Origin of the sequence: Actinoplanes sp. NPDC049802, assembly GCF_040656595.1 — a bacterium.
Lineage (GTDB): Bacteria > Actinomycetota > Actinomycetes > Mycobacteriales > Micromonosporaceae > Actinoplanes.
This window is the reverse complement of the sequence record NZ_JBFAMR010000020.1, coordinates 6,990-30,533: the sequence shown is the minus strand read 5'-3', so window position 1 is coordinate 30,533 and position 23,544 is coordinate 6,990. Positions and strand designations below refer to the sequence as shown.

Here is a 23,544-nt window from a genome sequence, read left to right as displayed (position 1 = left end):
TGTCTCAGCAGCGCTGAGACAGCACTGGAGGCCAGCCGCCGGGGTTGAAAACGACAGCGGGCCGCGGACCCGAGGGTCCACGGCCCGCTGTGGAGAAAAACTACTCCGCGACCGGCACGATGCTGACGGTCTTGCGGCCGCGCGAGGTGCCGAACAGGACGTTACCGGTGGCAAGCGCGAACAGCGTGTCGTCGCCGCCGCGGCCGACCAGGTCGCCCGGGTGGAACTTCGTGCCCCGCTGGCGGATCAGGATCTCGCCGGCGTTGACCAGCTGACCACCGAACCGCTTCACACCCAGTCGCTGGGCGGCGGACTCACGGCCGTTACGCGAGCTGGATGCACCCTTTTTGTGAGCCATGGCGCGCCTACTTCCCGGTCTTGATGCCGGTCACCTTGACGCGGGTCAGCGGCTGACGGTGCCCCTGGCGCTTGTGGTATCCGGTCTTGTTCTTGAACTTGTGGATCCGGATCTTCGGACCCTTGGTGTGCTCGGCGATCTCGCCGGACACCGTAACGTTGGCAAGCTTGGCCGCTTCGGTCACCAGGTTGTCACCGTCGACGAGGAGGACCGCGGCGAGGGTCAGGGCATCGCCGGGCTGACCCGCGAGCTTCTCGACCTCGATCACGTCGCCCTCGGCAACCTTGTACTGCTTGCCGCCGGTCTTGACGATCGCGTACATGGGACGCGGACTCCCTGAGACTTACGCAGCCGTATGGCTGCTGGCGGATGTTGCTGAGAGGCTCCGGCAAGCGCCTTGGGGGCGCGCACGGAACTAGCGCCGAAAAGGCGCCGTTGGCAAGACTACTTCATCGCTCGCCCGAGACCCAAACCGGGCTCTACCCCCGGCCACAGGCCTTGTCCAGCCTGGCGTGCAGGGCGGTGAGCTCCTTGTCGTCGATCTTGGCAACGTCGCCCTTGAGAGCGGTGACCTGAGCGCCCATGGCGGCGAGCGCCTTCTTGAGCTTCGGGTCCGAGGCCAGCTTCGACATGTCCAGCAGAGCGAAGGAGAAGCTCTCCACGTCCCGGGTGACCTTCTCCTTGGCCTTGGCCTTCGCCTCGGCGCCCTCGGCCTTGACGAGCAGCCGGTAGTCCTCGGCGAAGGTGGCGCCGAAGCCGGTGCTGGTCCGGCTCGCCTGCGCGCAGATCGCCTCGGTGTCCTCGGCGAGCGCGGTGTCGGTCGGTTTCTCGGTGGTGGCGGCCGCCGACCGGGGCACGGCCGGAGCGGGAGCCGCCGCCGTCGGCGCGGGATCGGCGCCGGAGCAGCCGGCCAGCACGAGAGCGGCCAGCGCCGCCGATGCGATGACAACAGGGGTACGCGTACGCATGGGGTCGGTCTCCTCGGGGGCAGGGATCGATCCCGCCGAGGGTAACGGAAAACCCGGCCCGGTAGTTAGCTTTCTTTACAGATAACTACCGGGCCGGGTTTCAGCCGCTCAGGGGCGGGTACGGCGGCGTGCGCCACCCCGCCTGGACCGCCGGCGAGTACCCGTGGCGGCACCCACCACGTCCTCGTCGTCGTCCTCGTCCTCGTCGTCCTCCGCCGCGTCCGGGTCGCCGGACCCGGCCAGCCGCATCGGCTCGGCCTCGCCCGCGTGCCCGTTCGTGTCCTCCGACTCGTACCGGGACAGGTCGTAGCCGCTGATGTCGTAGTCGTCGTCGCCGTCCGGGGCGGTCAACGCCGCCGGCGCACGCCGGACGATCCCGGAACCCGACACCGGGGCTGCCGGCGGCACCTCGGCCACCTCCGCCACCGGACCGGGCTCCTCGGCCACCACCACGACGGCCGGCGGCTCCTCCACCGGCGCCACCCGCTCGACCGGGTCGGCCACCGCGACCGGCTCGGCCGCCACGACCGGCTCCACCGGCTCGGCCGGCGCGCTGTCGGCGCCACCACGGCGGCGCCGCGACCGGGACGGCTGCTGCGGCGGAGCCGGCGGCGCCTCGGTACGCACCGCCGCGGCGACCACCTTCACCTGAGCGCCACCGCCGGCGCCGCTGCTGCTGCCCCCGCCGCCGTTCGACCGCTTCTCCGGCACCGGCTCGGGGTGCAGGATCAGGCCACGGCCCTTGCAGTGGTCACAGTTCTCGCTGAACGCCTCCAGCAGGCCCGCGCCGATCCGCTTCCGGGTCATCTGCACCAGGCCCAGGGAGGTGATCTCGGTGACCTGGTGCTTGGTCCGGTCCCGGCCCAGGCACTCGGTGAGCCGCCGCAGCACCAGCTCGCGGTTGCTCTCCAGCACCATGTCGATGAAGTCGATCACCACGATGCCGCCGAGGTCACGCAGCCGCAGCTGGCGCACGATCTCCTCGGCCGCCTCCAGGTTGTTGCGGGTGACCGTCTCCTCCAGGTTGCCGCCCGCGCCGGTGTACTTACCGGTGTTGACGTCGACCACGGTCATCGCCTCGGTCCGGTCGATCACCAGGTGACCGCCGGACGGGAGGAAGACCTTGCGGTCCAGGCCCTTGAGGATCTGCTCGTCGATACGCCATTCGGCGAAGACGTCCGCCACACCGGTGTGCCGTCGCAGGCGCTCCACCAGGTCCGGGGAGACCGAGTCGAGGTAGTTCTCCACCTCGGCGTACGCCTGTTCGCCCTGCACCACGAGCTCACGGAAGTCCTCGTTGAAGAGGTCCCGGACCACCCGGATGACCAGGTCCGGCTCCTCGGAGAGGGCGCGCGGCGCGTTGCCCTCGGCGGCCCGGGCCTGGATGTCCTCCCACTGCGCCTGGAGCCGCTTGACGTCGCGGGCCAGTTCGTCCTCGCTGGCGCCCTCGGCGGCGGTCCGGACGATCACGCCCGCGCCGTCCGGCACCAGCTTCTTGAGGATGTCGCGGAGCCGCTTGCGCTCGGTGTCCGGCAGCTTGCGGCTGATGCCCGAGGCGTTGCCGTTGGGCACGTAGACCAGGTGCCGGCCGGAGAGCGCGATGTGGCTGGTCAGCCGGGCGCCCTTGTGACCGATCGGGTCCTTGGTGACCTGCACCAGAACCGAGTCGCCGGAGCGCAGCGCCTGCTCGATCGAGCGGGCCCGTCCCTCCAGGCCGGTGGCGTCCCAGTTGACCTCACCGGCGTACAGCACGGCGTTACGGCCGCGGCCCACGTCGACGAACGCCGCCTCCATGCTCGGCAGCACGTTCTGCACCTTGCCGAGGTAGACGTTGCCGACCATGGTCCCGGAGGTGGCCCGGGCCACGTAGTGCTCGACCAGGATGCCGTCCTCGAGGACCGCGATCTGGGTGCGGTCCTGCTTCTGCCGGACGACCATGACCCGGTCCACCGCCTCGCGACGGGCCAGGAACTCCGACTCGCTCAGGATCGGCGGACGGGTCCGCCGCTGCTCACGGCCGTCCCGGCGGCGCTGGCGCTTGGCCTCGAGCCTGGTCGAGCCGGAGACACCCTGCACCTCGTCGGTACGCCGGGGCTCGCGCACCCGCACCACGGTGTGCACGCCGTCCTCGATGCCACCGGTCTCGCCGTCACCGCTGGAACCCTTGCGGCGACGGCGGCGCCGACGGCGGGTGACTCCGTCGCCCTCGCCGTCCTCGGGCTCATCGTCCTCCTCGCCCTCCTCGGCGGAAGCCTCGGGGCCCTCCTCGGCGTCGCTCTCGTCGTCACCCTCGTCGGCCTCGTCGGACGGGCCCTTGCCCCGGCCGCGGCCGCGACGGCCCCGGCGGCGGCGACGGCGGCCGGCGGCGTCCTCGTCGTCCTCGTCCTCATCGGCGCCGTCCTCGACGTCGTCAGCGCTCTCGTCGACTTCGTCGATCTCGGCGGTGACCGGCTCGGGCTCGGCGACGGTGACCTCGGCGGGCTCCTCGGCCGCACCACGGCGGCGGCGCCGGCTGCGGCGCGGGGCCTCGACGACCTCCTCGGTCTCCTCCTCGGCCGTCTCGGCGGCCTCGGCGACCTCGGGGACCGGGGTCTCGACCGCCACCGGCGGTTCGGCGGCGCCGCGACGGCGGCGGGTCACCGGGGCGGGCACGGCCTCGGCCGGGTCCGGCGGCATGAAGAGCACAGCGGGCGGAAGCGCGGCGCGGCGGGCCCGGGTGGGCGTGGCCGGCTTCTCCTCGACGAAGTCGTCGTCGAGCGGAAGAACCCCGACCACCGGTACGGCGGCCGCGCGGGCCGCGGAGGCGGCCTCCACGGCGGCGTCCTCGATGAGGGCGGCCTCGTCCTCGGTGAGCTCCTCGGCGTCCTCGGCCGGGGTCACGGCCACCGGGATCTCGGCGACCTCGGCAACCGGAGCCGGTGGGACGGCCGGCTCCTCCACCTCGACGAGAGTGGGCTGCTCGACCTTCTTCCGGCGGGCGCGGGTGGCCTTCTTCACCGGCGGCGGGGTCTCGGCGACCGGGGCCTCAGCCGGGGTGACCGGAGTCTCAGCCGGGGCGGTGGGCGCCTCAGCCGGGACAGCCGGAGCGGCGGCCTTCTTCCGGCTGCGGGTGGCCTTCTTCACCGGAGCCGGAGTCTCGGCGACGGGATCCGCGACGGGAACGGCACCGGGACCGGCGGCCGGATCGGCGGCGCTGTCCGGCGCGTCGGCCTCCGGCGGAGACGCTGCCGCCTTGCGACGCGGAGCCCGCGTCCGGCGTGCCGGGGTCGTGCTTGCGGCGGTATCTCCGGGCGGCGTCACAGCTCCGTCCCGTTCACCGCCCTGATCTCCCAGGTTGACTGGGGGCTCGTTATCGAGCATGGGGCGCTCTCCAGTTCTCGGCGACCCCGGGCGCGGGTAAGCGCTGCCACGCAGGGTCGCTGCAAAGTTTTTCGGGCCCGGCCGAAGGGGACGGGCTGCCGAAGTCTGCCAACGAACACCGGCCGGTTTCCGGCTAGCGTCCTCCGATGCCGACGTCTCCGCGATCCGCGTCCAACGGATCGACGATCTCCCCCTGCGCGGTGAGTGTGCCCTGGGCCAGCCGGGTCACCCGAGGGGGCACCGGCGGCTCCAGGCCGGCCACCACGCGCAGGCCGGATAGGACGTCATCGGGCCGAACGGCGGGCGTTACCTGCCGTACGACAAGGTCGATTATCGCACACGGTACGCCAACGGCCCCGGAAGGTAGGTCCGGCTCTCCGGTCACCGCACAACGGGTCACCGCGGCGCGGGCGTCGAAGGTACGGCGGCCCTGCTTGGTCATGCGCTCCACCAGGACTTCCGTGGAGTCGAGGAACGCAGTGACCGCCTTCTCCGCGTCAGCGGGATCGATGCCGGGCAGCTCCAGCCGCCACCGCGAGGCGTCGATCCGGTCGGCGAGGCTGCCCTCTCCGGCCGTCACCGCCTCCAGGATGTCGAGCCCCGGCGAGAGCGCGTCGTCCAGGGCGGCGCGCAACTGCTCCGGATCGGCCGGCGCCTGCAGGCCTATCTCCAGGTACTCCGCCTCGCTGCCGACGCCGGTGGGCGCCGCGCTGGCGTACGAGATCTTGGGGTGTGGGGTGAAGCCCTGCGAGTAGGCGATCGGGACGGCGGCGCGGCGCAGCGCCCGCTCGAACGCGCGGGCGAAGTCGCGGTGCGAGGTGAAGCGCAGCGGGCCGCGTTTGGCGTACCGCAGGCGGATCCGCTGCACGACCGGCGCCTGGCCGCCGACGGGTTGGTTCTTCGGGGGAATCGGAAACTCCTAAGCGGGAACCCCTGTAAGAGGGTTTTCATCCGAATTTTGGGCGGTGGGCGGGGCGGTCGGACGGGTTACGGGTGTCAGAGGAAGCAGCTTCTTACCGGTGGGGCCGATCTGGATCTCGGTGTCCATCGCCGGGCAGACGCCGCAGTCGAAACACGGGGTCCAGCGGCAGTCGTCCTGCTCGTACTCGCTGAGCGAGTCCTGCCAGTCCTGCCAGAGCCAGTCCTTGTCGAGGCCGGAGTCCAGGTGGTCCCAGGGCAGGACCTCCAGCTCCTCGCGCTCGCGGGTGGTGAACCAGTCCAGATCCACACCCATGCCGGGCAGGACCTCGTCACAGGCCTCCACCCAGCGGGAGTAGGAGAAGTGCTCGGACCAGCCGTCGAAGCGGCCGCCCTTCTCCCAGACCCGGCGGATGACCTTGCCGACCCGGCGGTCACCGCGGGACAGCAGGCCCTCGATCAGCGACGGCTCGCCGTCGTGGTAGCGGAAACCGATCGCCCGGCCCAGCGAGCGGTCACTGTTGATCTCGTTCTTGAGCAGCTTGAGGCGGGCGTCGATGACCTCGGGACGTTCCATCGAGGCCCACTGGAACGGGGTGTGCGGCTTCGGCACGAAACCGCCGATCGACACGGTGCAGCGGATGTCCTTGGTCCCGGCGGCCTCCCGGCCGGCCCGGATGACCTCGTGCGCCATGTGGGCGATCTCGAGGACGTCCTCGTCGGTCTCGGTGGGCAGGCCGCACATGAAGTACAGCTTCACCTGGCGCCAGCCGTTCGAGTACGCCGTCACGACCGTACGGATCAGGTCTTCCTTGGTCACCATCTTGTTGATGACCTTGCGGATCCGCTCCGAGCCGCCCTCCGGCGCGAAGGTGAGACCGGTACGCCGTCCGTTGCGCGACAGCTCCTGTGCCAGGTCGATGTTGAACGCGTCGACCCGGGTGGACGGCAGGGACAGCGAGACATTGGTGTCCGCGTACTGCTCGGCCAGGCCGGAGCACATGTCACCGATCTCGGAGTGATCGGCGCTGGACAGCGAGAGCAGGCCGACCTCGTTGAAGCCGGAGAACTCCAGGCCCTGCTGGACCATCTGGCCGACCGTGGTGATCGACCGCTCCCGCACCGGGCGGGTGATCATGCCGGCCTGGCAGAACCGGCAACCCCGGGTGCAACCCCGGAAGATCTCCACGGCATACCGCTCGTGGACCGTCTCGGCCAGCGGCACCAGAGGCTTCTTCGGGTACGGCCACGCGTCCAGATCCATCGTCGTCCGCTTGGCGACGCGGAACGGCACGTCCGGCCGGTTCGGCACGACCCGCTGGATCCGGCCGTCGGGCAGGTAGTCCACGTCGTAGAACCGCGGCACGTAGATGCTCTCGGTACGGGCCAGGCGCAGCAGCAGCTCGTCCCGCCCGCCCGGGCAGCCCTCGGCCTTCCAGTCCCGGATGATCCCGGTGATCTCCAGGACCGCCTCCTCGCCGTCGCCGAGCACGGCGGCGTCGATGAAGTCGGCGATCGGCTCCGGGTTGAAGCTGGCGTGACCGCCGGCCAGCACGATCGGGTGGGTCTCGTCCCGGTCGGCGCTGTCCAGCGGGATGCCGGCCAGGTCCAGGGCGCTCAGCATGTTGGTGTAACCGAGCTCGGTGGCGAACGACAGCCCGAACACGTCGAACGCCGTCACCGGGCGGTGCGCGTCGACGGTGAACTGCGGGACGCCGTTCTCCTTCATGAGCGCCTCGAGGTCCGGCCAGACCGCGTAGGTCCGCTCGGCGAGCACGTCCTCGAGCTCGTTGAGCACCTCGTACAGAATCTGCACGCCCTGGTTGGGCAGGCCGACCTCGTAGGCGTCCGGATACATCAGCGCCCACCGGACCGTGGTCGCGTCCCAGTCCTTGACGACGGCGCCGAGCTCGCCGCCCACGTACTGGATCGGTTTGCTGACCCGGGGCAGCAGCTGCTCGAGCTGCGGGAAGACGGAACTCACGCTCATGGGGCTCCAGGGTACGCGAGGCAGGTAGAGGCTAACGCTCCAGTTCCGCCGCCGCACGGTCCAGATCGGTCGCCAGGAGGTCGTTCCGGAACGAACAGAGCTGCAGTGTCATCCGGGCGGCCCCACGCTCCCCGACGACCAGCCGGACCGGCTTCCTCCGGTCGTCCAGGTCTCCCACGATGAAGTCGAGGAGCCGCACCCCGGCGCTGTCCAGGAAAGAGACCGCGGTCAGGTCGATCACCACGGCGTTCGCCCCGGTGGTCCGGGCGACGATGGCGCGGCCGATGTCGTTGGCGTTGGCCAGGTCGATCTCACCCTTGAGGTGGACCAGCTCGGCCGTCCCCCGGCGGGAGAAACTCACCCACTGGTCCGCGGTCATGACGTGCCTCGATGCCGTCGCATGGTCACCGTCGTCCCCTCTCCCCGGTCGAAGATCACTTCATCCATCGACTCGTAGATCAGTTGCAGGCCCCGGCCGCGGGCCACGTCGGTGCCCGGCCCCTGCCAGACACCCTGGTCGCTGACCCGGATCTCGACGGCGTCGGCGCTGATCGTGGCGACCACGTCGACCACCCCGAACGGGTCGTCCTGATAGCCGTGCTCGATCGAGTTCGCCACCGCCTCCGAGCAGGCCAGCAGCACCGCGTTCAGGCAGTCGGCGTCGATGCCGTGGCCCATCAGCCAGCCCCGTATGTCGGCCCGCAGCAGCGAGATCTGCAACGGGTCGGCGCCGATCGTGCGCTCCAGGCGCTCCTCGGTGCCCAGCGAGAGGCAGAGCATGCAGACGTCGTCGGCGTGGTCGCGGCCGACCAGGATGTCGGCCAGCCCGGCGGTCAGGCCCTTGAGCGGGGCGTCGCGCAGCCGCGAGAACTCCCGGGCCAGGATCTTGAAGCCCCGGTCGATCGGGCGGCTGCGGCGCTCGATGAGGCCGTCGGTGTAGAGCAGCAGACGGCTTCCGGCGGCCAGCCGCATCCGGTGCTCGACCCGGCGGCGGTCGCCGGCCCGGGAGCCGAGCGGCGCCGAGCGGGCCTGCATGAGGTACTGCGGCGGGCCGGCCGGCTCGTGCAGCAGCGGTGGCAGATGACCGGCGGTGGCGTACGCCATCTCGCTGCTGAGCAGGTCGATCTCGGCATAGACGACGGTCGCCATCCGCGCCGACTCGACCCGCTCGCAGAACCGGTCCAGCCCTTCCAGGAGCCGGGCCGGGCCGTTCTCGGCGGTGGCCAGCGCCCGGATCGCGCTGCGCAACTGACCCATCGTGGTGGCCGCGTCGATGCCCCGCCCGACCACGTCACCGACCACCACGGCCAGCTTGTTGGCGGTGATCAGGAAGGCGTCGTACCAGTCGCCGCCGACCTCCAGGTCCTGCGCGGCGGCCTGGTAGTGGGTCTCCAGCGCGAATCGCGGGTCGGTGCCCGGCACGTCCGCGGCGAGCAGACTGCGCTGGAGGGTACGGGCGATGGCCCGCTCCTGCTCGTAGAGCCGTGCGTTCTCCAGCGCCAGGGCGGCCCGGTCGGCCAGGTCGACCAGGAAGAGCCGGTCCGCCTCCGCGCCGCGCCGGTCGGGGGCCATCCGCAGCGCCAGGGTGCCGATCACCCGGCCGCGGACGGTCAGCGGCAGCACGGTGCAGCCCGGCCCGTCGCCGGCGAAGACCGGCGCGCACGTCTCGACCACCTCGGCCACCAGGGCGTCCAGCAGCTCCGGGGCGGGGGCCGGACCGCCGTGGTCCTCGACCAGTCCGGCCGGGCCCACCTGGAGGCGGACCAGCGTCCAGTCGGCGATCTCCGGAACCAGCCGCTCGACCAGCCGGCGGGCCCGCTGCAGCAGGCGGTGCTCCTCGTCCAGCGCCCGGGTGGTGCGGGCCAGGAACGTGGAACGGTCCTCGCGGCGGCGGGCGTCGTCGTACAGCCGGGCACGGTCGAGCGCCTGACCCGCCTGCTGTCCGAGAAGGCGGATCACCCGCAGCTCACTGTCGGTGAGCACGCGCTCCTCACGGAAGCTGAACGCCAGCACGCCCAGCACCGACACGGCGGTCTGCTCGTCGGCCGGGCCGGTGGTGAGCGGCAGCAGCACCACGGTCCCGCGCCCGGACCGGCGCATCGACTCGGCCAGGTCCGGGAAGTGCTCCTCGGCCTCCGCCACGGTGCCGATCACGTGCAGGTCGCCGCGCCGGGCCACCTCGGCGACCGCCCGGGTCGACGAGCGGGGCATGTCGTCCCAGCCGCCGGTGGTCGGGTCGGTGGAGGAGACCGCGATCAGCTGGTCCCGCTCCAGGTCGACCAGGTAGATGCTGCTGCTGGTGGCCTGGAACGCCGGCTCCGGCGCCCGGATCACCGCCTCCACCACCTCGGCCTCGGTCGGGGCCGCCGCCAGGTCGGCCACGATCTGCTGGAGCACCCGGATCCGCTGTTCGGAGGCCTCCGCGGCCCGGCGGGCGGCCAGCAGCTCCCGCTCGTAGCCACGCCGCTCGGTGGCGTTGAAGACCATCGTGCGGATGATCCGGGGCGTGCCGGTGGCGCCGCGCTCCAGCACCGAGTTGACCAGGGTGGGCACCCGGGTCCGGTCGGCACGGACCACCTCGAGGGCGATCTCGTGCACCTCGCCCTGCATCGACAGCAACGGCGCGTAGTGGGTCTCGTGATAGATCTGATCACCCGGAGTGAGCAGGTCACGGAACCGCTTGTGACCGATCAGATCGGTACGCGCGTAGCCCGTCCAGGCCAGGAAGGTCTCGTTGACCCGGACGATGGTGCCGTCCGGGAGCGTCGTGAGGTAGCCGCACGGCGCGTGTTCGTACAGGTCCTCAGGATCGTCGTCCCAGGGCAGTCGCAACTCCTGTGTCACGTCCGGCCCGCCAGATTCACTCACGCCAATCGTCCGCCGATCATGCCCGCTGTCTACAACCAGGACTTGATCGCGTCAACCGTCTCCTCGGGCGCGCTCAGGTTGGGACAGTGCCCGGTCGCGTTCAGGGTCATGAAGGTGCTCTCCCGGGTGTGCTTGTGGACGTATTCCCCGACCACGGCGGGCGCGATGACGTCGTCCGAGCACTGCAGGATCAGCGACGGCACCCGCAGATCGGGCAGATCGGCACGGTTGTCGGAGAGGAAGGTGACCCGGGCGAACTTCTTGGCGATCTCCGGATCGGTACGGCAGAAGCTGTTCGTCAGCTCCTCGCCCAGTTCGGGCCGCTCCGGATTGCCCATGATCACCGGCGCCATCGCGCTGGACCAGCCCAGATAGTTGCTGTCCAGCGACTCCAGCATCTCCTCGATGTCGGAACGGGCGAACCCGCCCACGTAACCGTCCGCCTCGTCGTCGATGTACCGCGGGGACGGGCCCACCATGACGATCCCGGCGAAGCGGTCCGGCTCGCGGATCGCGGCGAGCACACCGATCATCGCGGCCACCGAATGGCCCACGAAGACGACGTCCCGCAGGTCGTGCTCCTCGAGGATCTCCAGGACGTCCAGGGAGTAGCCGGAGAGCGTGCCGTGCCGGGAGTCCCGGTACGCCGACAGGTCCGACCTCCCGTTGCCGACGTGGTCGAACAGAACGATCCGGTGAGTGTCCTCGAAGGCCGGGGTCACGAAACGCCACATGTTCTGATCGCAGCCGTACCCGTGGGCGAACAGCATCGGACGGCCGGAGCCGGCTCCGGAGATCGTGACCGCGTTTCTCTGCGTCGTGCTCATGTGGAGACCTCTCCCGACTGCACGCGAACGTGAATCCGGCCCTTGGAGGCCAGAGGATGCCAAGTCCGGGTAACCATACGACTCCGGAGCGTTTCGCACATCGCCCTCGTTGTCCGCCATTGTGGTTCGCCGTCCGGATCCGGCCCCGCCGTCCCAGTGGCGCCGCGTCCCTAACCTGGGTGAAGACGTGTGTGTCACGGAAAGCGTGGAGGAGACCGGAAGACATGGCCGACCCGCAGCCGGGCGACGAGACTCCGGTCGCCGGAGTGCCCGGCCCCACCCGGTTCGCCGGACCGGACGAGACCGATCCGCCGACCGAGGCGCTCGCCGGCCGATGGAGCGCCGCCGCGCCGGTGCCGGAGCCGGGTCCGCGCCGTTCGCGCTGGTCCCGCATGCTCGGCCGGATCACCGGCGGCGAGGCCGAGGCGGAGGACGACCGCACCGCGGTGCCGGCAGTCGACCCGTGGGCCGATCAGGACACGCCGGTCTGGGCGGAGGCCTACACGACGCCGCCGGCGCCCGCCGATCTCCCGGTGACCCGCACGGACGCGCCGGCCGCACCACCCACCCGGGTGGAGAGGCCGAATCCCACCATCCCGGCGCCGGGCACCTACCCGCCACCGGCGGCCGGCTCCGGCCTGCCGCCACTGCTGCCACCGAAGGTCCGTTCCTGGGGCCGCCGCGCCGCCACGAAGGGCCAGGAGGCGGCCGGCAACGCTCCGGCCAGGTTGCGGGCGTGGGGCCGGCAGGCGGCGGCGAAGAGTCAGCGGGTGGCGAAGGACCGGATTCCGGTGCAGCCCCGTCCGCCGGCCACCCCACCGGCCGCCCCGCCGTGGGCCGCCCGCCCGCTTCCCCGGCCGCCACGCAAGCGCCGCCGCCCACGCCGGCTCGCCCTGCTCGTGGTGGTCGCCCTGGCCCTCGGCTACTGGCTCCTGCCCGGCGCCCGGCAGTACCCGGTGACGGCGGTCCTCCCGGAGTCCTTCGCCGATCTGAAGCTGCGCGACACGGCGGCCGGCCAGCGCGCCGCCCGGCGGCTGGCCGAGCAACTGCAGTCGGCCGGATCGGAGGGGGACGCGTTCGCCGGCGTCTACGCCGACGGGCGCGGTAAGCGGGTCACCGTCTTCGGGGTCACCGGCTTCCGGCTCACCCCGGCCTCCGACGTGGAAGCCCAGCTCGCCCGGCTGTCCGGCTCACTGAAGCTGAAGAACGTCCAGCCGTTCGACCTGGGGGTCCTCGGCGCGCACCAGCGGTGCGGCACCGGCCGTCTGGAGGACACGTCGGTGGTGGCCTGCGCCTGGGCCGACCACGGCAGTCTCGCCACGGTCCTGCTCACCCGGCGGTCCCTGGAGGAGAGCGCCGAGCTGGTGAGCAGACTCCGCGAGACCGTCCTGGTGCCCTCGTGACGGCTCTCGGCGGAGGGTGACCACCCGCTCAAGCCCGGCGGGCGCGGCACGGCCGTGACCCGGCAGGGGCTCGCGGGGCTCGGCGGGGCGATCAGAATCGGACGGGGCGTTTGTGCCCGTACCCGATCCGGGGTTTATTGCTCGCGTTTGCTGGGGGCGTAGCGCGGCACGTACTCCTGGCCGGTGAGCTTCTGGATTTCCGCCATCACCTGGTCGGTGAGCTCGCGCAGCGCGGTGCGGTCGTCGGACCGGCCCACCGTCTCGATCGGCTTGCCGAACTTGACCGTGATGACGCCGCGGATCAACTTGGGGGCCGGCCGGCCGATGGGCTGAACCTTCTCGGTCCCGAGCACGCCGACCGGGACGATCGGCACACCCGCCGCGACGGCCAGGCGGGCCACCCCGGTCCGCCCTCGGTAGAGGCGGCCGTCGGGCGATCGGGTGCCCTCGGGATAGACGGCGATCAGCTCACCGTCGCGCAGTGCCGGGATGGCGGCGTCGAAGGCGGTGAGGGCGGCGCGGCCACCGGTCCGCTCGACGCGGATCGCCCCGAGGCCCTCCATCAGCTTGCGGTTGAGGAAACCTTTGACGCCGGTGCCGTCGAAGTAGTCGGACTTGGCCCAGAAGGCCAGGTGCCGGGGCACCACGGCGCCGAGGAGAAGCTCATCGGCGACGGAGAGGTGATTGCCCGCGAAGATGGCGCCACCGGTGCGCGGCACGTGCTCGATGCCTTCGACGTGCGGCCGCCAGCCGGTCATCAGCACTTTGCCGAGGGTGACCTTGCCGATTGTGTAGAGCAGCGGCAACTCGTCCTCCGGGACGCATGGGGGTGTGTGGTGCTGTGAGGTTAGCTGACAGTCGCCACGATGTACCTAGTGATCTTGGTCCGGCCCGGACATTCGCCCACACCAGGCGAACATCCGGGCCAATCGGTTGAATCACACCGCCGTGACGGTCACCGTGACCCGCTCAGCGTCGCCGACCTCGCCCGCGAAGCCCTCCGACAGATCGGCGAACTCCACCGACGTGGCGAGAGTCTCACCGGCGACGAACTCCCGGTGCGCCTCGACGGCCGCCCGGACCGCCGGGGGCGCCGACAGCACGAGCGCGATCCGGTCGCTGACGTCCAGGTCGGCGTCCCGCCGGGCCTGCTGCACGACGCGGATGACGTCGCGGGCCAGCCCCTCGGCCGCCAGCACCGGGGTGACCGCGGTGTCGAGGACCACGACGCCACCACCGGCCGGCAGCGGTGCGGAGTTCTCCACGTCGGCGGCGACCAGCCTCAGCTCGTACTCCCCCTCGGCGAGGGTGACGCCGGCCGCGACCGGGGCGCCGTCGACGAGCTGCCAGTCGCCGCTCTTCACCGCCTTGATCACCTGCTGGACCTGCTTGCCGACCCGGGGGCCGAGCGCCCGCGGGACGACCGTGAGAACCTGCTGGCAGTAGGCGGCCACGTCGTCGGTGAAGACCACCTCCTTGACGTTGACCTCGTCCTTGAGCAGGTCACCGAGCCCGGCCAAGGAACCGCCGTCCTTGACCGCCACGGTGAGTGACGCCAGCGGCAGGCGGACCCGGAGGCCCTTCGCCTTGCGCAGCGACAGCGCCGCCGACGCCACGTCCCGGATCGCGTCCATCGACGCGACCAGCTGGTGGTCGGCGGGGAACACCTCCGCCGACGGCCAGTCGGTCAGGTGCACCGAACGGCCGCCGGTCAGGCCGCGCCAGATCTCCTCGGCGGTCAGCGGCGCGAGCGGCGCCACCACCCGGGTGAGCGTCTCCAGCACGGTGGCCAGGGTGTCGAAGGCGTCCTCGTCGCCGGCCCAGAAGCGGTCCCGGGAACGGCGCACGTACCAGTTGGTGAGGGCGTCGAGGTAGCCTCGCACCGTTGCCGCAGCGCCCGAAATGTCGTAATCGTCCATCTGGCTCTGAACGTCGGTGACAAGCTCCCGGGTCTTCGCGAGCACATAGCGGTCGAGCAAGTGCTGCGAATTTGTCCGGAATTTCGCCTCATAATCCGAAGCGTTAGCGTAGAGACTGAAGAAGTACCAGACGTTCCACAGCGGCAGGAGAACCTGCCGGACCGAGTCGCGGATCGCGACCTCCGTCACCGGCATGTCCCCACCCCGGAGCACCGGCGACGACATCAGCATCCAGCGCATCGCGTCCGAGCCGTAGGTGTCGAAGACCCGGTACACGTCCGGATAATTCCGCAAAGACTTGGACATCTTGCGACCATCCTCGCCCAGCAGGATGCCGTGGCTCAGGCAGTTGCGGAACGCGGGCCGGTCGAACAGCGCCGTCGCCAGCACGTGCATGGTGTAGAACCAGCCACGGGTCTGCCCGATGTACTCGACGATGAAGTCGCCCGGGTAGTGGTGCTCGAACCAGTCCTTGTTCTCGAACGGGTAGTGCACCTGGGCGAACGGCATCGACCCGGACTCGAACCAGCAGTCCAGCACCTCGGGGACGCGGCGCATGGTCGACTTCCCGGTCGGGTCGTCCGGGTTGGGCCGGGTCAGCTGATCCACATGAGGCCGGTGGAGGTCCTCCACGGAGACCCCGAAGTCCCGGGACAGCTCCTCGTAGGACCCGTAGACGTCGACCCGCGGATACTGCGGGTCGTCCGACTTCCACACCGGGATCGGCGACCCCCAGAACCGGTTCCGGGAGATCGACCAGTCGCGGGCGTTCGCCAGCCACTTGCCGAACGATCCGTCCTTGATGTGTGACGGCGTCCAGCTGATCTGCTGGTTGAGCTCCACCATCCGGTCCCGGAAGGTGCTCACCGCGACGAACCAGGACGACACCGCCTTGTAGACGAGCGGGGTGTCGCAACGCCAGCAGTGCGGGTACGAGTGCGTGTACCCGTCGTGGCGCAGCACCACGCCGCGCTCCTTCAGCACGGCGATCACCGGCTTGTTGGCGTCGAAGACCTGCAGACCCTGGAAGTCCGGGACCAGCGAGGTGAACCGGGTGTGGTCGTCGACGGTCACCACGGTCGGGATGCCGGCCGCGTTGCAGGCGTTCTGGTCGTCCTCGCCGAAGGCCGGGGCCATGTGGACGACACCGGTGCCGTCCTCGGTGGTCACGAAGTCGGCGCCGAGGACCTGGAAGGCGTTCTCCCCGGCCGGCTCGACGAGGAAGTCGAACAGCGGGGTGTAGCGGCGGCCGACGAGATCCCGGCCGAAGACGCTGCCGACCTGCTCGTAGCCGTCCAGCTCCTTGGCGTAGGCGGCCACTCGCGCCGCGCCGACAAGCAGCTTCTGTCCAGAATCATCGGACATGACGGCGTACTCGATGTCGGGGCCGACGGCGAGCGCCAGGTTGGACGGCAGGGTCCACGGCGTGGTGGTCCACACCGCGATGTCCTCGCCGGTGTCCAACCGGAACCTGACCGTCAGAGCCGGATCCGTCCGGTCCCGGTAGACGTCGTCCATCCGCGTCTCGGTGTTCGACAGCGGCGTCTCGCACCGGAAACAGTAGGCGAGAACCCGGAAGCCCTCGTAGACCAGACCCTTGTCATGCAGCGTCTTGAACGCCCACATGACCGACTCCATGTAAGCCGGGTCGAGCGTCTTGTAGTCGTTCGCGAAGTCCACCCACCGGGCCTGGCGCGTCACATAACGCTCCCAGTCCTTCGTGTAGGCGAGCACCGACGTCCGGCAGGCCTCGTTGAACTTGTCGATGCCCAGGTCGACGATCTGCGCCTTGCTGGTGATGCCGAGCTGCTTCTCCGCCTCCACCTCGGCGGGCAGGCCGTGCGTGTCCCAGCCGAACCGCCGCTCCACCCGCTTGCCGCGCATCGTCTGATAACGCGGCACCAGGTCCTTCACGTACCCGGTGAACAGGTGGCCGTAGTGCGGCAGGCCGTTGGCGAACGGCGGCCCGTCGTAGAAGACGTACTCGTTGGCGCCGCTGTCCCCGGCCGGGCGCCGCTCGACGGACGCCTCGAACGTCTTGTCGGCGGCCCAGTGGTCGAGGACCGAGCGCTCGACCGCCGGCAGATCCGGGCTCGCCGGAACGCCGGAGGCGTCGGTGTGTTTCGGGTAGGCCATCTGGTGTTCCCCTCAAGCAGTTCACATGACGTGACTGCGAGGACGAGCCTCCGACGAAGACCCGCGGTACCACCTCGCTTGACGGTCCGTGGAGACCCGCCCGCTCATTCGCCGGAAGGCTGCGCGGTCCGGTGTCCGCCCGGTTCTACTAGAGCTCGCGCCCGTTCTTCCGGAGGCTCCCCGGTGATGGCCGGTTCAAAGCCTGCGTGCGCACAACGATACCGGGCACGCTCCGCTTCCCTCATCCGCATTACCCCGAGGGGTACGCCTGCGCGCCCCCGCCGTGGCAGGCAGGCGACGACCGTCGCTGCTCACGCCCGGCGCCGCCCGCGCCGGGCGGAGCTGCCCACTCACCCTCCCGCCGCGGTCCCGTGGGCGGGACCACCCTCCCTAAACTCCGTCCTGTGATCCGGATCGAGTTCGACGAACCGACGCTGTCGCGTACCCGCATCGCGATCAGCCCGTTGATCGAGACGGTCTGCGGACTCTGGCTGCTGATCAGTCATCCGGAGGCGGCCCCGTGGCCGTACGACGCCTGGGCCCGGCGAGCCCGGATGGTGCTGGCCACCGACCCGGTGACCGCCCCGCTGCGGGTCTACTCCGAGGTCGGGCGGATGCTGCCGGATTTCCTGGCCCCGATGCCGACCACGGCCGCGCCGACCATCGGCGAGCAGATCGACGAGGTACGGCACACGCCCGCCGACGTGATCGCGGCGCAGATCGCCCGGCACCACCCGGACGGCGTGCCGCCCTGCCTGCGGCCCTTCCTCGACGACCGGGAGTCCGCGCTGCACCGGCTCGCCGACGGTCTCGCCGCGTTCTGGGACGGCGCCATGGCCCCGTACTGGCCGGCCATGCGGGCCGCCCTCGACGAGGAGGTCCTGCTGCGGGCCCGGGCGCTGGCCGCCGACGGGCCGGACGCGCTGCTCGCCCGGCTGCACGACCGGGTCCACTGGGAGCGTCCGGTGCTCACCCTGAGGAAACAGCTGGAGGACAGCTTCACCGCCACCGACCGGCGGCTCCTGCTGGTGCCGCTGATCTTCTCGCGCGGCGCGCTGCTCTACAGCTCGGACCATCCCGAGGTGGTGCTGGTGACCTACCAGGCCCGCGGCGCCGCCGTCCTCGCCGAGACCCACACCCCGGCCGCGGACGACCGGCTCGCACTGCTCATCGGGCGCGGCCGGGCCACCGTGCTGCGGACGCTGACCACTCCGACCACCACCACCGGGCTGGCCACCCTGCTGGGGCTCGCCCCGAGCACGGTCTCCGAGCATCTGGCCGGTTTGCAGGCCGCCGGGGTGGTGCACCGGCGGCGGGCCGGGCGCCGGGTCCTCTACGGTCTGGAACCGGCGGGGCTCGCGCTCGTCAATCTGCTCGGCGACGATTCGGCCACCACCGAATCCGTTTCCTGAACGATCGGCGTTCTCTAGCTTTCCGGGCATGGAAAGCGACTACGCCATCGAGGCGGAGGGCCTGCGCCGCACGTACCGGACCCGCACCGGCTGGCTGCGGCCCCGGCGCGAGACGGTGGAGGCCGTCCGCGGGGTCGACCTGACAGTGCGCCGCGGCGAGCTGTTCGGCCTGCTCGGCCCGAACGGCGCCGGCAAGACCACCACCATCAAGATGCTCAACACCCTGCTCATCCCGACCGCCGGCACGGCACGGATCCGCGGCTTCGACGTGGTCCGGCAGACCCGGGAGGTACGCCGGAGGATCGGGTACGTGTTCGGCGGCGACCGCGGTCTCTACGACCGGCTGTCCGCGCTGGACAACCTGCGCTACTTCGCCGAGTTGTACGGTGTGCCGCCCCGCGACCAGAGGCGCCGCATCGCCGAACTGCTGGAACTCGTCGGCCTCACCGGACGGGAGCGGGAACGGGTCGAGGGCTACTCCCGAGGCATGCGGCAGCGGCTGCACATCGCCCGCGGCCTGCTGCACGCCCCCGAGGTGCTGTTCCTCGACGAGCCGTCGATCGGGGTGGATCCGGTCGCCGCCCGGGAACTGCGCCGCACCGTGGCCGGGCTCGCCGCAGCCGGCACCACGGTCGTGCTGACCACGCACTACATGGCCGAGGCGGACGAGCTCTGCGACCGGATCGCGGTCATCTCCGGCGGCGAGATCCAGGCGCTCGGCACACCGGCCGAGCTGCGGTGCCGGGCAGACGGGCGCCGGGTCGTGGAGGTCGAGGCGTACGGAGTCCCGACCACCGCGATCAGCGCCCTACGGGGGCTGCCCGGCGTCCGCGAGACCTCGGTGGAGGACCGCGGGGCGCTGCAACTGCTGACCGTCCAGTCCGACGCGCACGTCGACGTGCAGGGCGACGTGCTGCGGGAACTCACCGGGATCCGGCTCGGCCGGGTGGACAGCCGGGAACCGACGCTGGAGGACGCGTACGTGGCGATCGTGGGCGCCGCATGAGAACTCCGCGCACCCTGCTGCTCGGCACCGTGCTGCGCGCCAAGCATCTCAGCCGGTCACCCCTCGAGATCGCCCTGGCCCTGGTCATTCCGCTGGTCCAGGCCACCCTGGCGGTCTACCTGTTCCGGGCCGGCGACGAACCGCACCGGCTGCTCGAGGCCGCCGTCGGCGCAGGGCTGATGGGCGTCTGGGCGTCGGTGCTAACCGGCTCGGGCGGTGCCATCCAGCACCAGCGGTTCGAGGGCACCCTCGAGATCATCATGCTGACGCCCCGGCACCCGGCGATCGTCGTCCTGCCGCTCACCGCGGCCACCGCGGTCACCGGCTGCTACGCGCTGATCGCCACACTGCTGTGGGGCCGGATCGTCTACGGCATCCCGATCGACCTCGCGCACCCGGTCGCGTTCGGGGCCGCCACCGTGGCCTGCATCGCCGGGCTCGGCATGTTCGGGCTGCTGATGGCCTCCACGTTCGTGCTGCTGCGCAATGCCAACGCGCTGGTCAACTCGCTCGATTACCCGGTCTGGCTGCTCTCCGGGATGCTCGTGCCGATCAGCGTGCTGCCGGCCTGGACCGCCCCGATCGCGGCCGTCCTGCCGACCACCTGGGGCGCCCGGGCGCTGCGCGAGGCCACCATCGGCGGGCCGGTCTGGCCGTCCATCGGGATCTGCCTGACCCTCGGCGCAGTGTGCCTGGCCCTCGGCGCGGTTCTGCTGAAATCCTTCGAGCGCCGCGCCCGTGCGGCCGGCACCCTGGCGCTGGCATGAGGACGCTACGGCTGATCGGCATCGGTGGCGCGCTGGCGTACCGGGCCCTCTTCAACTGGACCACCCCCGCGATGTACGCCGGGACACTGCTCGCCGGGCCCACCTTCCAACTGCTGTTCTTCGCCTACCTGGGACGGCAGTTGCAGGTGGCCGACGACCGGTTCTTCATCGTCGGCAACGCGGTGCTGGCCGCGTCCACCGCGTGCGTGTTCGGCGGGACGATGGCGGTCGCCAACGAGCGCCGCTACGGAACCCTCGGCCACGTCCTGCTGTCCCCGCGCAGCCGGACCGTGGTGTTCTGGGGACGAGTCCTGCCGTACGCCGGCAACGGTCTGCTCATCGCCGCGTTCACACTGTTCATGGGGGTGCTGCTGCTCGGTCTGCGAATCCCCGTCACGGCCGTGCCGGGCCTGGCGCTGGCACTGGCCGCCGGCTCGCTGGCCTGCGGCTTCTTCGGGCTCACCCTGGGCGCGGTGGGCCTGAGGTTCCGCGACGTCTGGGTCGTCTCCAACGTGTCGGCCGCGCTGCTGCTCCTGCTGACCGGGGTCAACGTGCCGCGCGGCGAATTGCCCGACTGGATGATCGCTGTCGGACAGTTGCTGCCGATCACCCATGCGGCGCAAGCGGCCCGGCTGCTGGCCGCCGGGCGCGGCCTCGAAGCGGCCGCGCCCGTGCTGGGCCGGGAACTGCTGGTCGGCGCCGGCTACGCGGTCCTCGCCGCGCTCCTGCTCAAGGTCTTCGAGGCCGAGTCCCGTCGCCGGGCCGGCCTGGAGACCCGGTAGCGACTGTCGGATCTAGAGCTTCGGGAACCAGAGGGCCAGCTCGCGCTCGGCGCTCTCCGGGGAGTCGGAGGCGTGCACCAGGTTCTCCCGGTTGGAGAGGGCCAGGTCACCACGGATCGTGCCGGCGGCCGCCTTGCGGCCGTCGGTCGCGCCGATCATGGCCCGGACCACCTCGATGACCGAGTCGCCGGAGAGGACCAGAGCGGCCAGCGGGCCGCCGGTCATGAAATCCTTCAGCGGCGGGTAGAAGGCCTTGTCCACATGCTCGGCATAGTGCGCGTCGGCCAGGGAGCCGTCCATCGTGCGCAACTCCAGCGCCTCGACGACCAGGCCCTTACGCTCGAAACGGGACAGAATCTCGCCGAGCAGGCCGCGGCGGACCGCGTCCGGCTTGATCAGGACGAGCGAACGCTCGGTAGTGCTGGACACGCGGTTCCTCCGTTATCACTACTGGCCGACACGCGGGGAGTTCAGCCTATCGGTACCGCGAACGGGGCGAGCGGCGATGTCCGGACTACCGCACTTTCGCGGACGCACCGCCGGGCCATAACCTGACGGGGACAACCGGGAGGTCCACAGTGGCGAACCAGACCGGCCGGCCTATCGCACCGGCGCGCAAGCTGGTGGCGGCGATCATGGCCACGCTGGCGGCCTTCGTGATCGTTTACGGGCTCGGCATGCGCAGTTCCGCCGTCGCCTTCTTCGGCGTCGCGGTTCTCCTCATCGCCATAGCGGTCGCCTTCCTCAACGTGTCGCGCCGCGGCGGCCGGGCCACCGTGGCGGGCACCGCCGAGGTGCGGTCGATCACCGAGCCGCCGCCCGTCGGGGCGTACGGGCGGGCCACCCTCGAACTGATCGTGGTGGCGCCCGGCCTCGGCGCCTTCGACGCCACGGTCCGCGAGTCCCGGGTGCCGATCGAGAAGTGGCCGGTGCCCGGCGCGACCATCCCGATCACCGTCGACGTCGACGACACCCGCCGCGTCCGGATCAACTGGAAGGACGCGGCCACCCGCCCCGAGGGCGAGGACCCGCCTCCGCCTCCCGCACCCGCCGACCACGCCGAGCCCGACGACCTCGACGACGAACTGCTCGGCTCCGTCGACCCGGCCCCGTGGGAGGGCCGCGAACGCGAGTGGGACGTCGACACCGAGGACCCGGCCGGACCGCACGCCTCCTCCGGCGGTTTCGGGCGCCGGACCACCACACCGGTCGTGGTCCGCGACACTCCGGCCGGCACCATCGTCGAGGGCCACGTCGTCGGCACCGACGAGGAGCCTCCGCCGCTGCCCCGGCGGGCCCGCCCGTTCGGCCCGGCCGGCGCCACGGCGTCCACCGCCTTCGACGACCCGCCCCGCTCCACGGCCCACGATCATGACGAGGAGCCGGGCTTCTCCCCCCTCGACGACCCGCGGCCCACCTCCGGCCCCGCCGCGCCCTCGCACTCCTCCGGCCCCGCCGCGCCCTCGCACTCCTCCGGCCCCGCCGCACCCTCGCACTCCTCCGGGTCCGCCTCGCCCTACGCGGAGTCGCCGGGCGGAGCGGCCTTCGCCGCCGCACCGGCCGCCGGTTCCACTTCCGGCCGTTCAGGGGACCCCGGCCCGTCCACCGGCGGGCCGGGCCCGCAGGGCGGAGCCCGGCCCACCACGGCATCCCGCCCACCGGGCTCCCGTCCGAGCCCACGCCCCCGAGGTGGCTCAGCCACCGCGACGGCCGAGCGCGGCGCCCCGTCGGCCGCCTCCCGCACCGCCACCACCACGACGACGGCGACCCCGCAGGCGGGCACCACCATGCCCCCGTCCCAGCGCACATCCAGCGAGTCGTCTGCCGCCACCGGTATGGTCGCGGAGCCCGATCCGGCAACCCTCCACGTGGACGAGGATCACCCCACCGGCCCGATGCCCGGACACGTGGCAGAGACCCGCCGGGACACCGCTCACCCGGACGAAACGCACCCCGGCGACGCCGTCCCGTCCGAGACCCGCCAGGACACCACCGAAGCGTCCGAGACCCGCCGGAGCACCGCGGAAGCGGCCGGCGCCCGCCGAGCCGAAACCTCGGTCCCGCCGAGCGACCTCGACACGGATGACCCCGACGCGGCCATCGACCTGGACCTGGACGGCCCACCGACCCGCTCGACGCCCTCGGGCCCCACGGCCGCAGCCGCCGCCCAGCCGGTGCCCGCCCCTCGTGAGGCGGCCCACCACCGAGCGGACGAAAGCGACGCCCCGGCCCGCCCCACCGAGACCGGCGCGGCATCCGGCCCGTCCCGATCGCAACCGGAGGCCGCCGACCGCGGCCCGCGACCGGATGACCGCGGCCCACGACCGGATGACCGCGGCCCACGACCGGATTCTCCGGAAACCACGCCGGAGGCGACGTCCGCCGTCCACAGCGCCCCGCCGGAGGCACCCGAGGACCTGAGGCGGCCACGGCGGGTCGCAGAGCCGGTCGATCCGGTCTCGCCGGCCTCGCGGACTCCCCGGACCGGCAATCCCCCGCCCCCGCCCGGCGTGTGGAGTCAGGAACTGCGCCCACCGCCGCCCCCTGCCCCCCGCCCGGCCAACGCGCCCACACCGCCCCCGGGGTACACGCCCCGGCCGAGCCACGCCGGCTCACCCCCGCCACGCGCCCCCCGGTCCGGTGCGCCCACGACCCGCCCGGCACCGCCGCAGACCGTGACCGAAACACCCGCAACCCGCCCGGCACCGCCGCAGACCGTGACCGAAACACCCACGACCCGCCCGGCACCGCCGCAGACCGTGACCGAAACACCCACGACCCGCCCGGCACCGCCGCAGACCGTGACCGAAACGCCCACGACCCGCCCGGC

At 71.6% G+C, this 23,544-nt stretch carries 18 protein-coding genes; 6 read left to right on the top strand and 12 right to left on the bottom strand.

Annotated elements, in window-relative coordinates; all coding sequences use genetic code 11:
* Positions 1-100: 100 nt before the first annotated feature.
* The 9 genes from rpmA to AB0I88_RS16200 all read right to left on the bottom strand — a co-directional run bounded on the left by rpmA (position 101) and on the right by AB0I88_RS16200 (position 11,289).
* Positions 101-358 (bottom strand): 50S ribosomal protein L27, encoded by a 258-nt coding sequence (gene rpmA / locus AB0I88_RS16240; RefSeq protein ID WP_361024061.1) that lies wholly within the window; start codon positions 356-358, stop codon positions 101-103.
* Positions 359-365: 7 nt separating this feature from the next.
* Positions 366-680 carry a 50S ribosomal protein L21 gene (gene rplU / locus AB0I88_RS16235; RefSeq protein ID WP_093621557.1) on the bottom strand — a complete coding sequence of 105 codons (315 nt, stop codon included), beginning with the start codon at positions 678-680 and terminating at the stop codon, positions 366-368.
* 157 nt (positions 681-837) lie between these two features.
* Positions 838-1,326, bottom strand: coding sequence for a hypothetical protein (locus AB0I88_RS16230; RefSeq protein ID WP_361024059.1), 489 nt, complete (start codon positions 1,324-1,326; stop codon positions 838-840).
* Positions 1,327-1,434: 108 nt separating this feature from the next.
* Entirely contained in the window at positions 1,435-4,686 is a 3,252-nt protein-coding gene (locus tag AB0I88_RS16225) for an Rne/Rng family ribonuclease (protein ID WP_361024056.1), read from the bottom strand.
* A 133-nt stretch (positions 4,687-4,819) separates the two neighbouring features.
* Positions 4,820-5,554 carry a TIGR03936 family radical SAM-associated protein gene (locus AB0I88_RS16220; RefSeq protein WP_361024053.1) on the bottom strand — a complete coding sequence of 245 codons (735 nt, stop codon included), beginning with the start codon at positions 5,552-5,554 and terminating at the stop codon, positions 4,820-4,822.
* Between the two features lie 51 nt (positions 5,555-5,605).
* Complete coding sequence (locus AB0I88_RS16215) at positions 5,606-7,594, bottom strand: TIGR03960 family B12-binding radical SAM protein (RefSeq protein WP_361024050.1); 1,989 nt, start codon at positions 7,592-7,594, stop codon at positions 5,606-5,608.
* 31 nt (positions 7,595-7,625) lie between these two features.
* On the bottom strand, positions 7,626-7,973 hold the full coding sequence (locus tag AB0I88_RS16210; RefSeq protein ID WP_361024047.1) for an STAS domain-containing protein: 348 nt from the start codon (positions 7,971-7,973) through the stop codon (positions 7,626-7,628).
* On the bottom strand, positions 7,970-10,462 hold the full coding sequence (locus AB0I88_RS16205; RefSeq protein ID WP_361024044.1) for a SpoIIE family protein phosphatase: 2,493 nt from the start codon (positions 10,460-10,462) through the stop codon (positions 7,970-7,972). Before AB0I88_RS16205 ends, AB0I88_RS16210 begins: the two co-directional genes overlap by 4 nt.
* 29 nt (positions 10,463-10,491) lie before the next feature.
* Positions 10,492-11,289 (bottom strand): alpha/beta hydrolase, encoded by a 798-nt coding sequence (locus tag AB0I88_RS16200; protein WP_361024041.1) that lies wholly within the window; start codon positions 11,287-11,289, stop codon positions 10,492-10,494.
* Between the two features lie 224 nt (positions 11,290-11,513).
* On the opposite strand from AB0I88_RS16200, the gene AB0I88_RS16195 reads away from it, so the two are divergent.
* The gene (locus AB0I88_RS16195) at positions 11,514-12,692 is read left to right on the top strand and encodes a hypothetical protein (RefSeq protein WP_361024038.1); all 1,179 of its coding nucleotides are present in this window, start codon (positions 11,514-11,516) and stop codon (positions 12,690-12,692) included.
* 134 nt (positions 12,693-12,826) lie between these two features.
* On the opposite strand, the gene AB0I88_RS16190 is transcribed toward AB0I88_RS16195, so the two are convergent.
* Both AB0I88_RS16190 and ileS read right to left on the bottom strand, forming a co-directional pair.
* Positions 12,827-13,498: a lysophospholipid acyltransferase family protein gene (locus AB0I88_RS16190; protein WP_361024035.1), complete on the bottom strand. Its 672-nt coding sequence runs from the start codon at positions 13,496-13,498 to the stop codon at positions 12,827-12,829.
* A 132-nt stretch (positions 13,499-13,630) separates the two neighbouring features.
* Complete coding sequence (ileS, locus tag AB0I88_RS16185) at positions 13,631-16,747, bottom strand: isoleucine--tRNA ligase (protein ID WP_361024032.1); 3,117 nt, start codon at positions 16,745-16,747, stop codon at positions 13,631-13,633.
* 404 nt (positions 16,748-17,151) lie between these two features.
* On the opposite strand from ileS, the gene AB0I88_RS16180 reads away from it, so the two are divergent.
* From AB0I88_RS16180 to AB0I88_RS16165, 4 genes are read left to right on the top strand one after another with little or no spacing between them, the layout of a single operon-like run.
* On the top strand, positions 17,152-18,159 hold the full coding sequence (locus AB0I88_RS16180) for an ArsR family transcriptional regulator (protein ID WP_361024029.1): 1,008 nt from the start codon (positions 17,152-17,154) through the stop codon (positions 18,157-18,159).
* 28 nt (positions 18,160-18,187) lie between these two features.
* Entirely contained in the window at positions 18,188-19,165 is a 978-nt protein-coding gene (locus AB0I88_RS16175) for an ABC transporter ATP-binding protein (RefSeq protein WP_361024027.1), read from the top strand.
* Entirely contained in the window at positions 19,162-19,932 is a 771-nt protein-coding gene (locus AB0I88_RS16170) for an ABC transporter permease (RefSeq protein ID WP_361024025.1), read from the top strand. The genes AB0I88_RS16175 and AB0I88_RS16170 overlap by 4 nt, the downstream gene beginning before the upstream one ends.
* A complete protein-coding gene (locus AB0I88_RS16165; RefSeq protein WP_361024022.1) occupies positions 19,929-20,714 on the top strand; it encodes an ABC transporter permease in 786 nt (261 codons plus the stop codon). Before AB0I88_RS16170 ends, AB0I88_RS16165 begins: the two co-directional genes overlap by 4 nt.
* A gap of 12 nt (positions 20,715-20,726) precedes the next feature.
* Here AB0I88_RS16165 and ndk read toward each other — a convergent pair whose 3' ends face one another.
* Positions 20,727-21,143, bottom strand: a complete 417-nt coding sequence (gene ndk / locus AB0I88_RS16160; protein ID WP_361024019.1) for a nucleoside-diphosphate kinase — start codon at positions 21,141-21,143, stop codon at positions 20,727-20,729.
* A gap of 149 nt (positions 21,144-21,292) precedes the next feature.
* On the opposite strand from ndk, the gene AB0I88_RS16155 reads away from it, so the two are divergent.
* Positions 21,293-23,544: hypothetical protein (locus AB0I88_RS16155; protein WP_361024016.1), on the top strand; the 2,252-nt coding region annotated here is incomplete at its 3' end.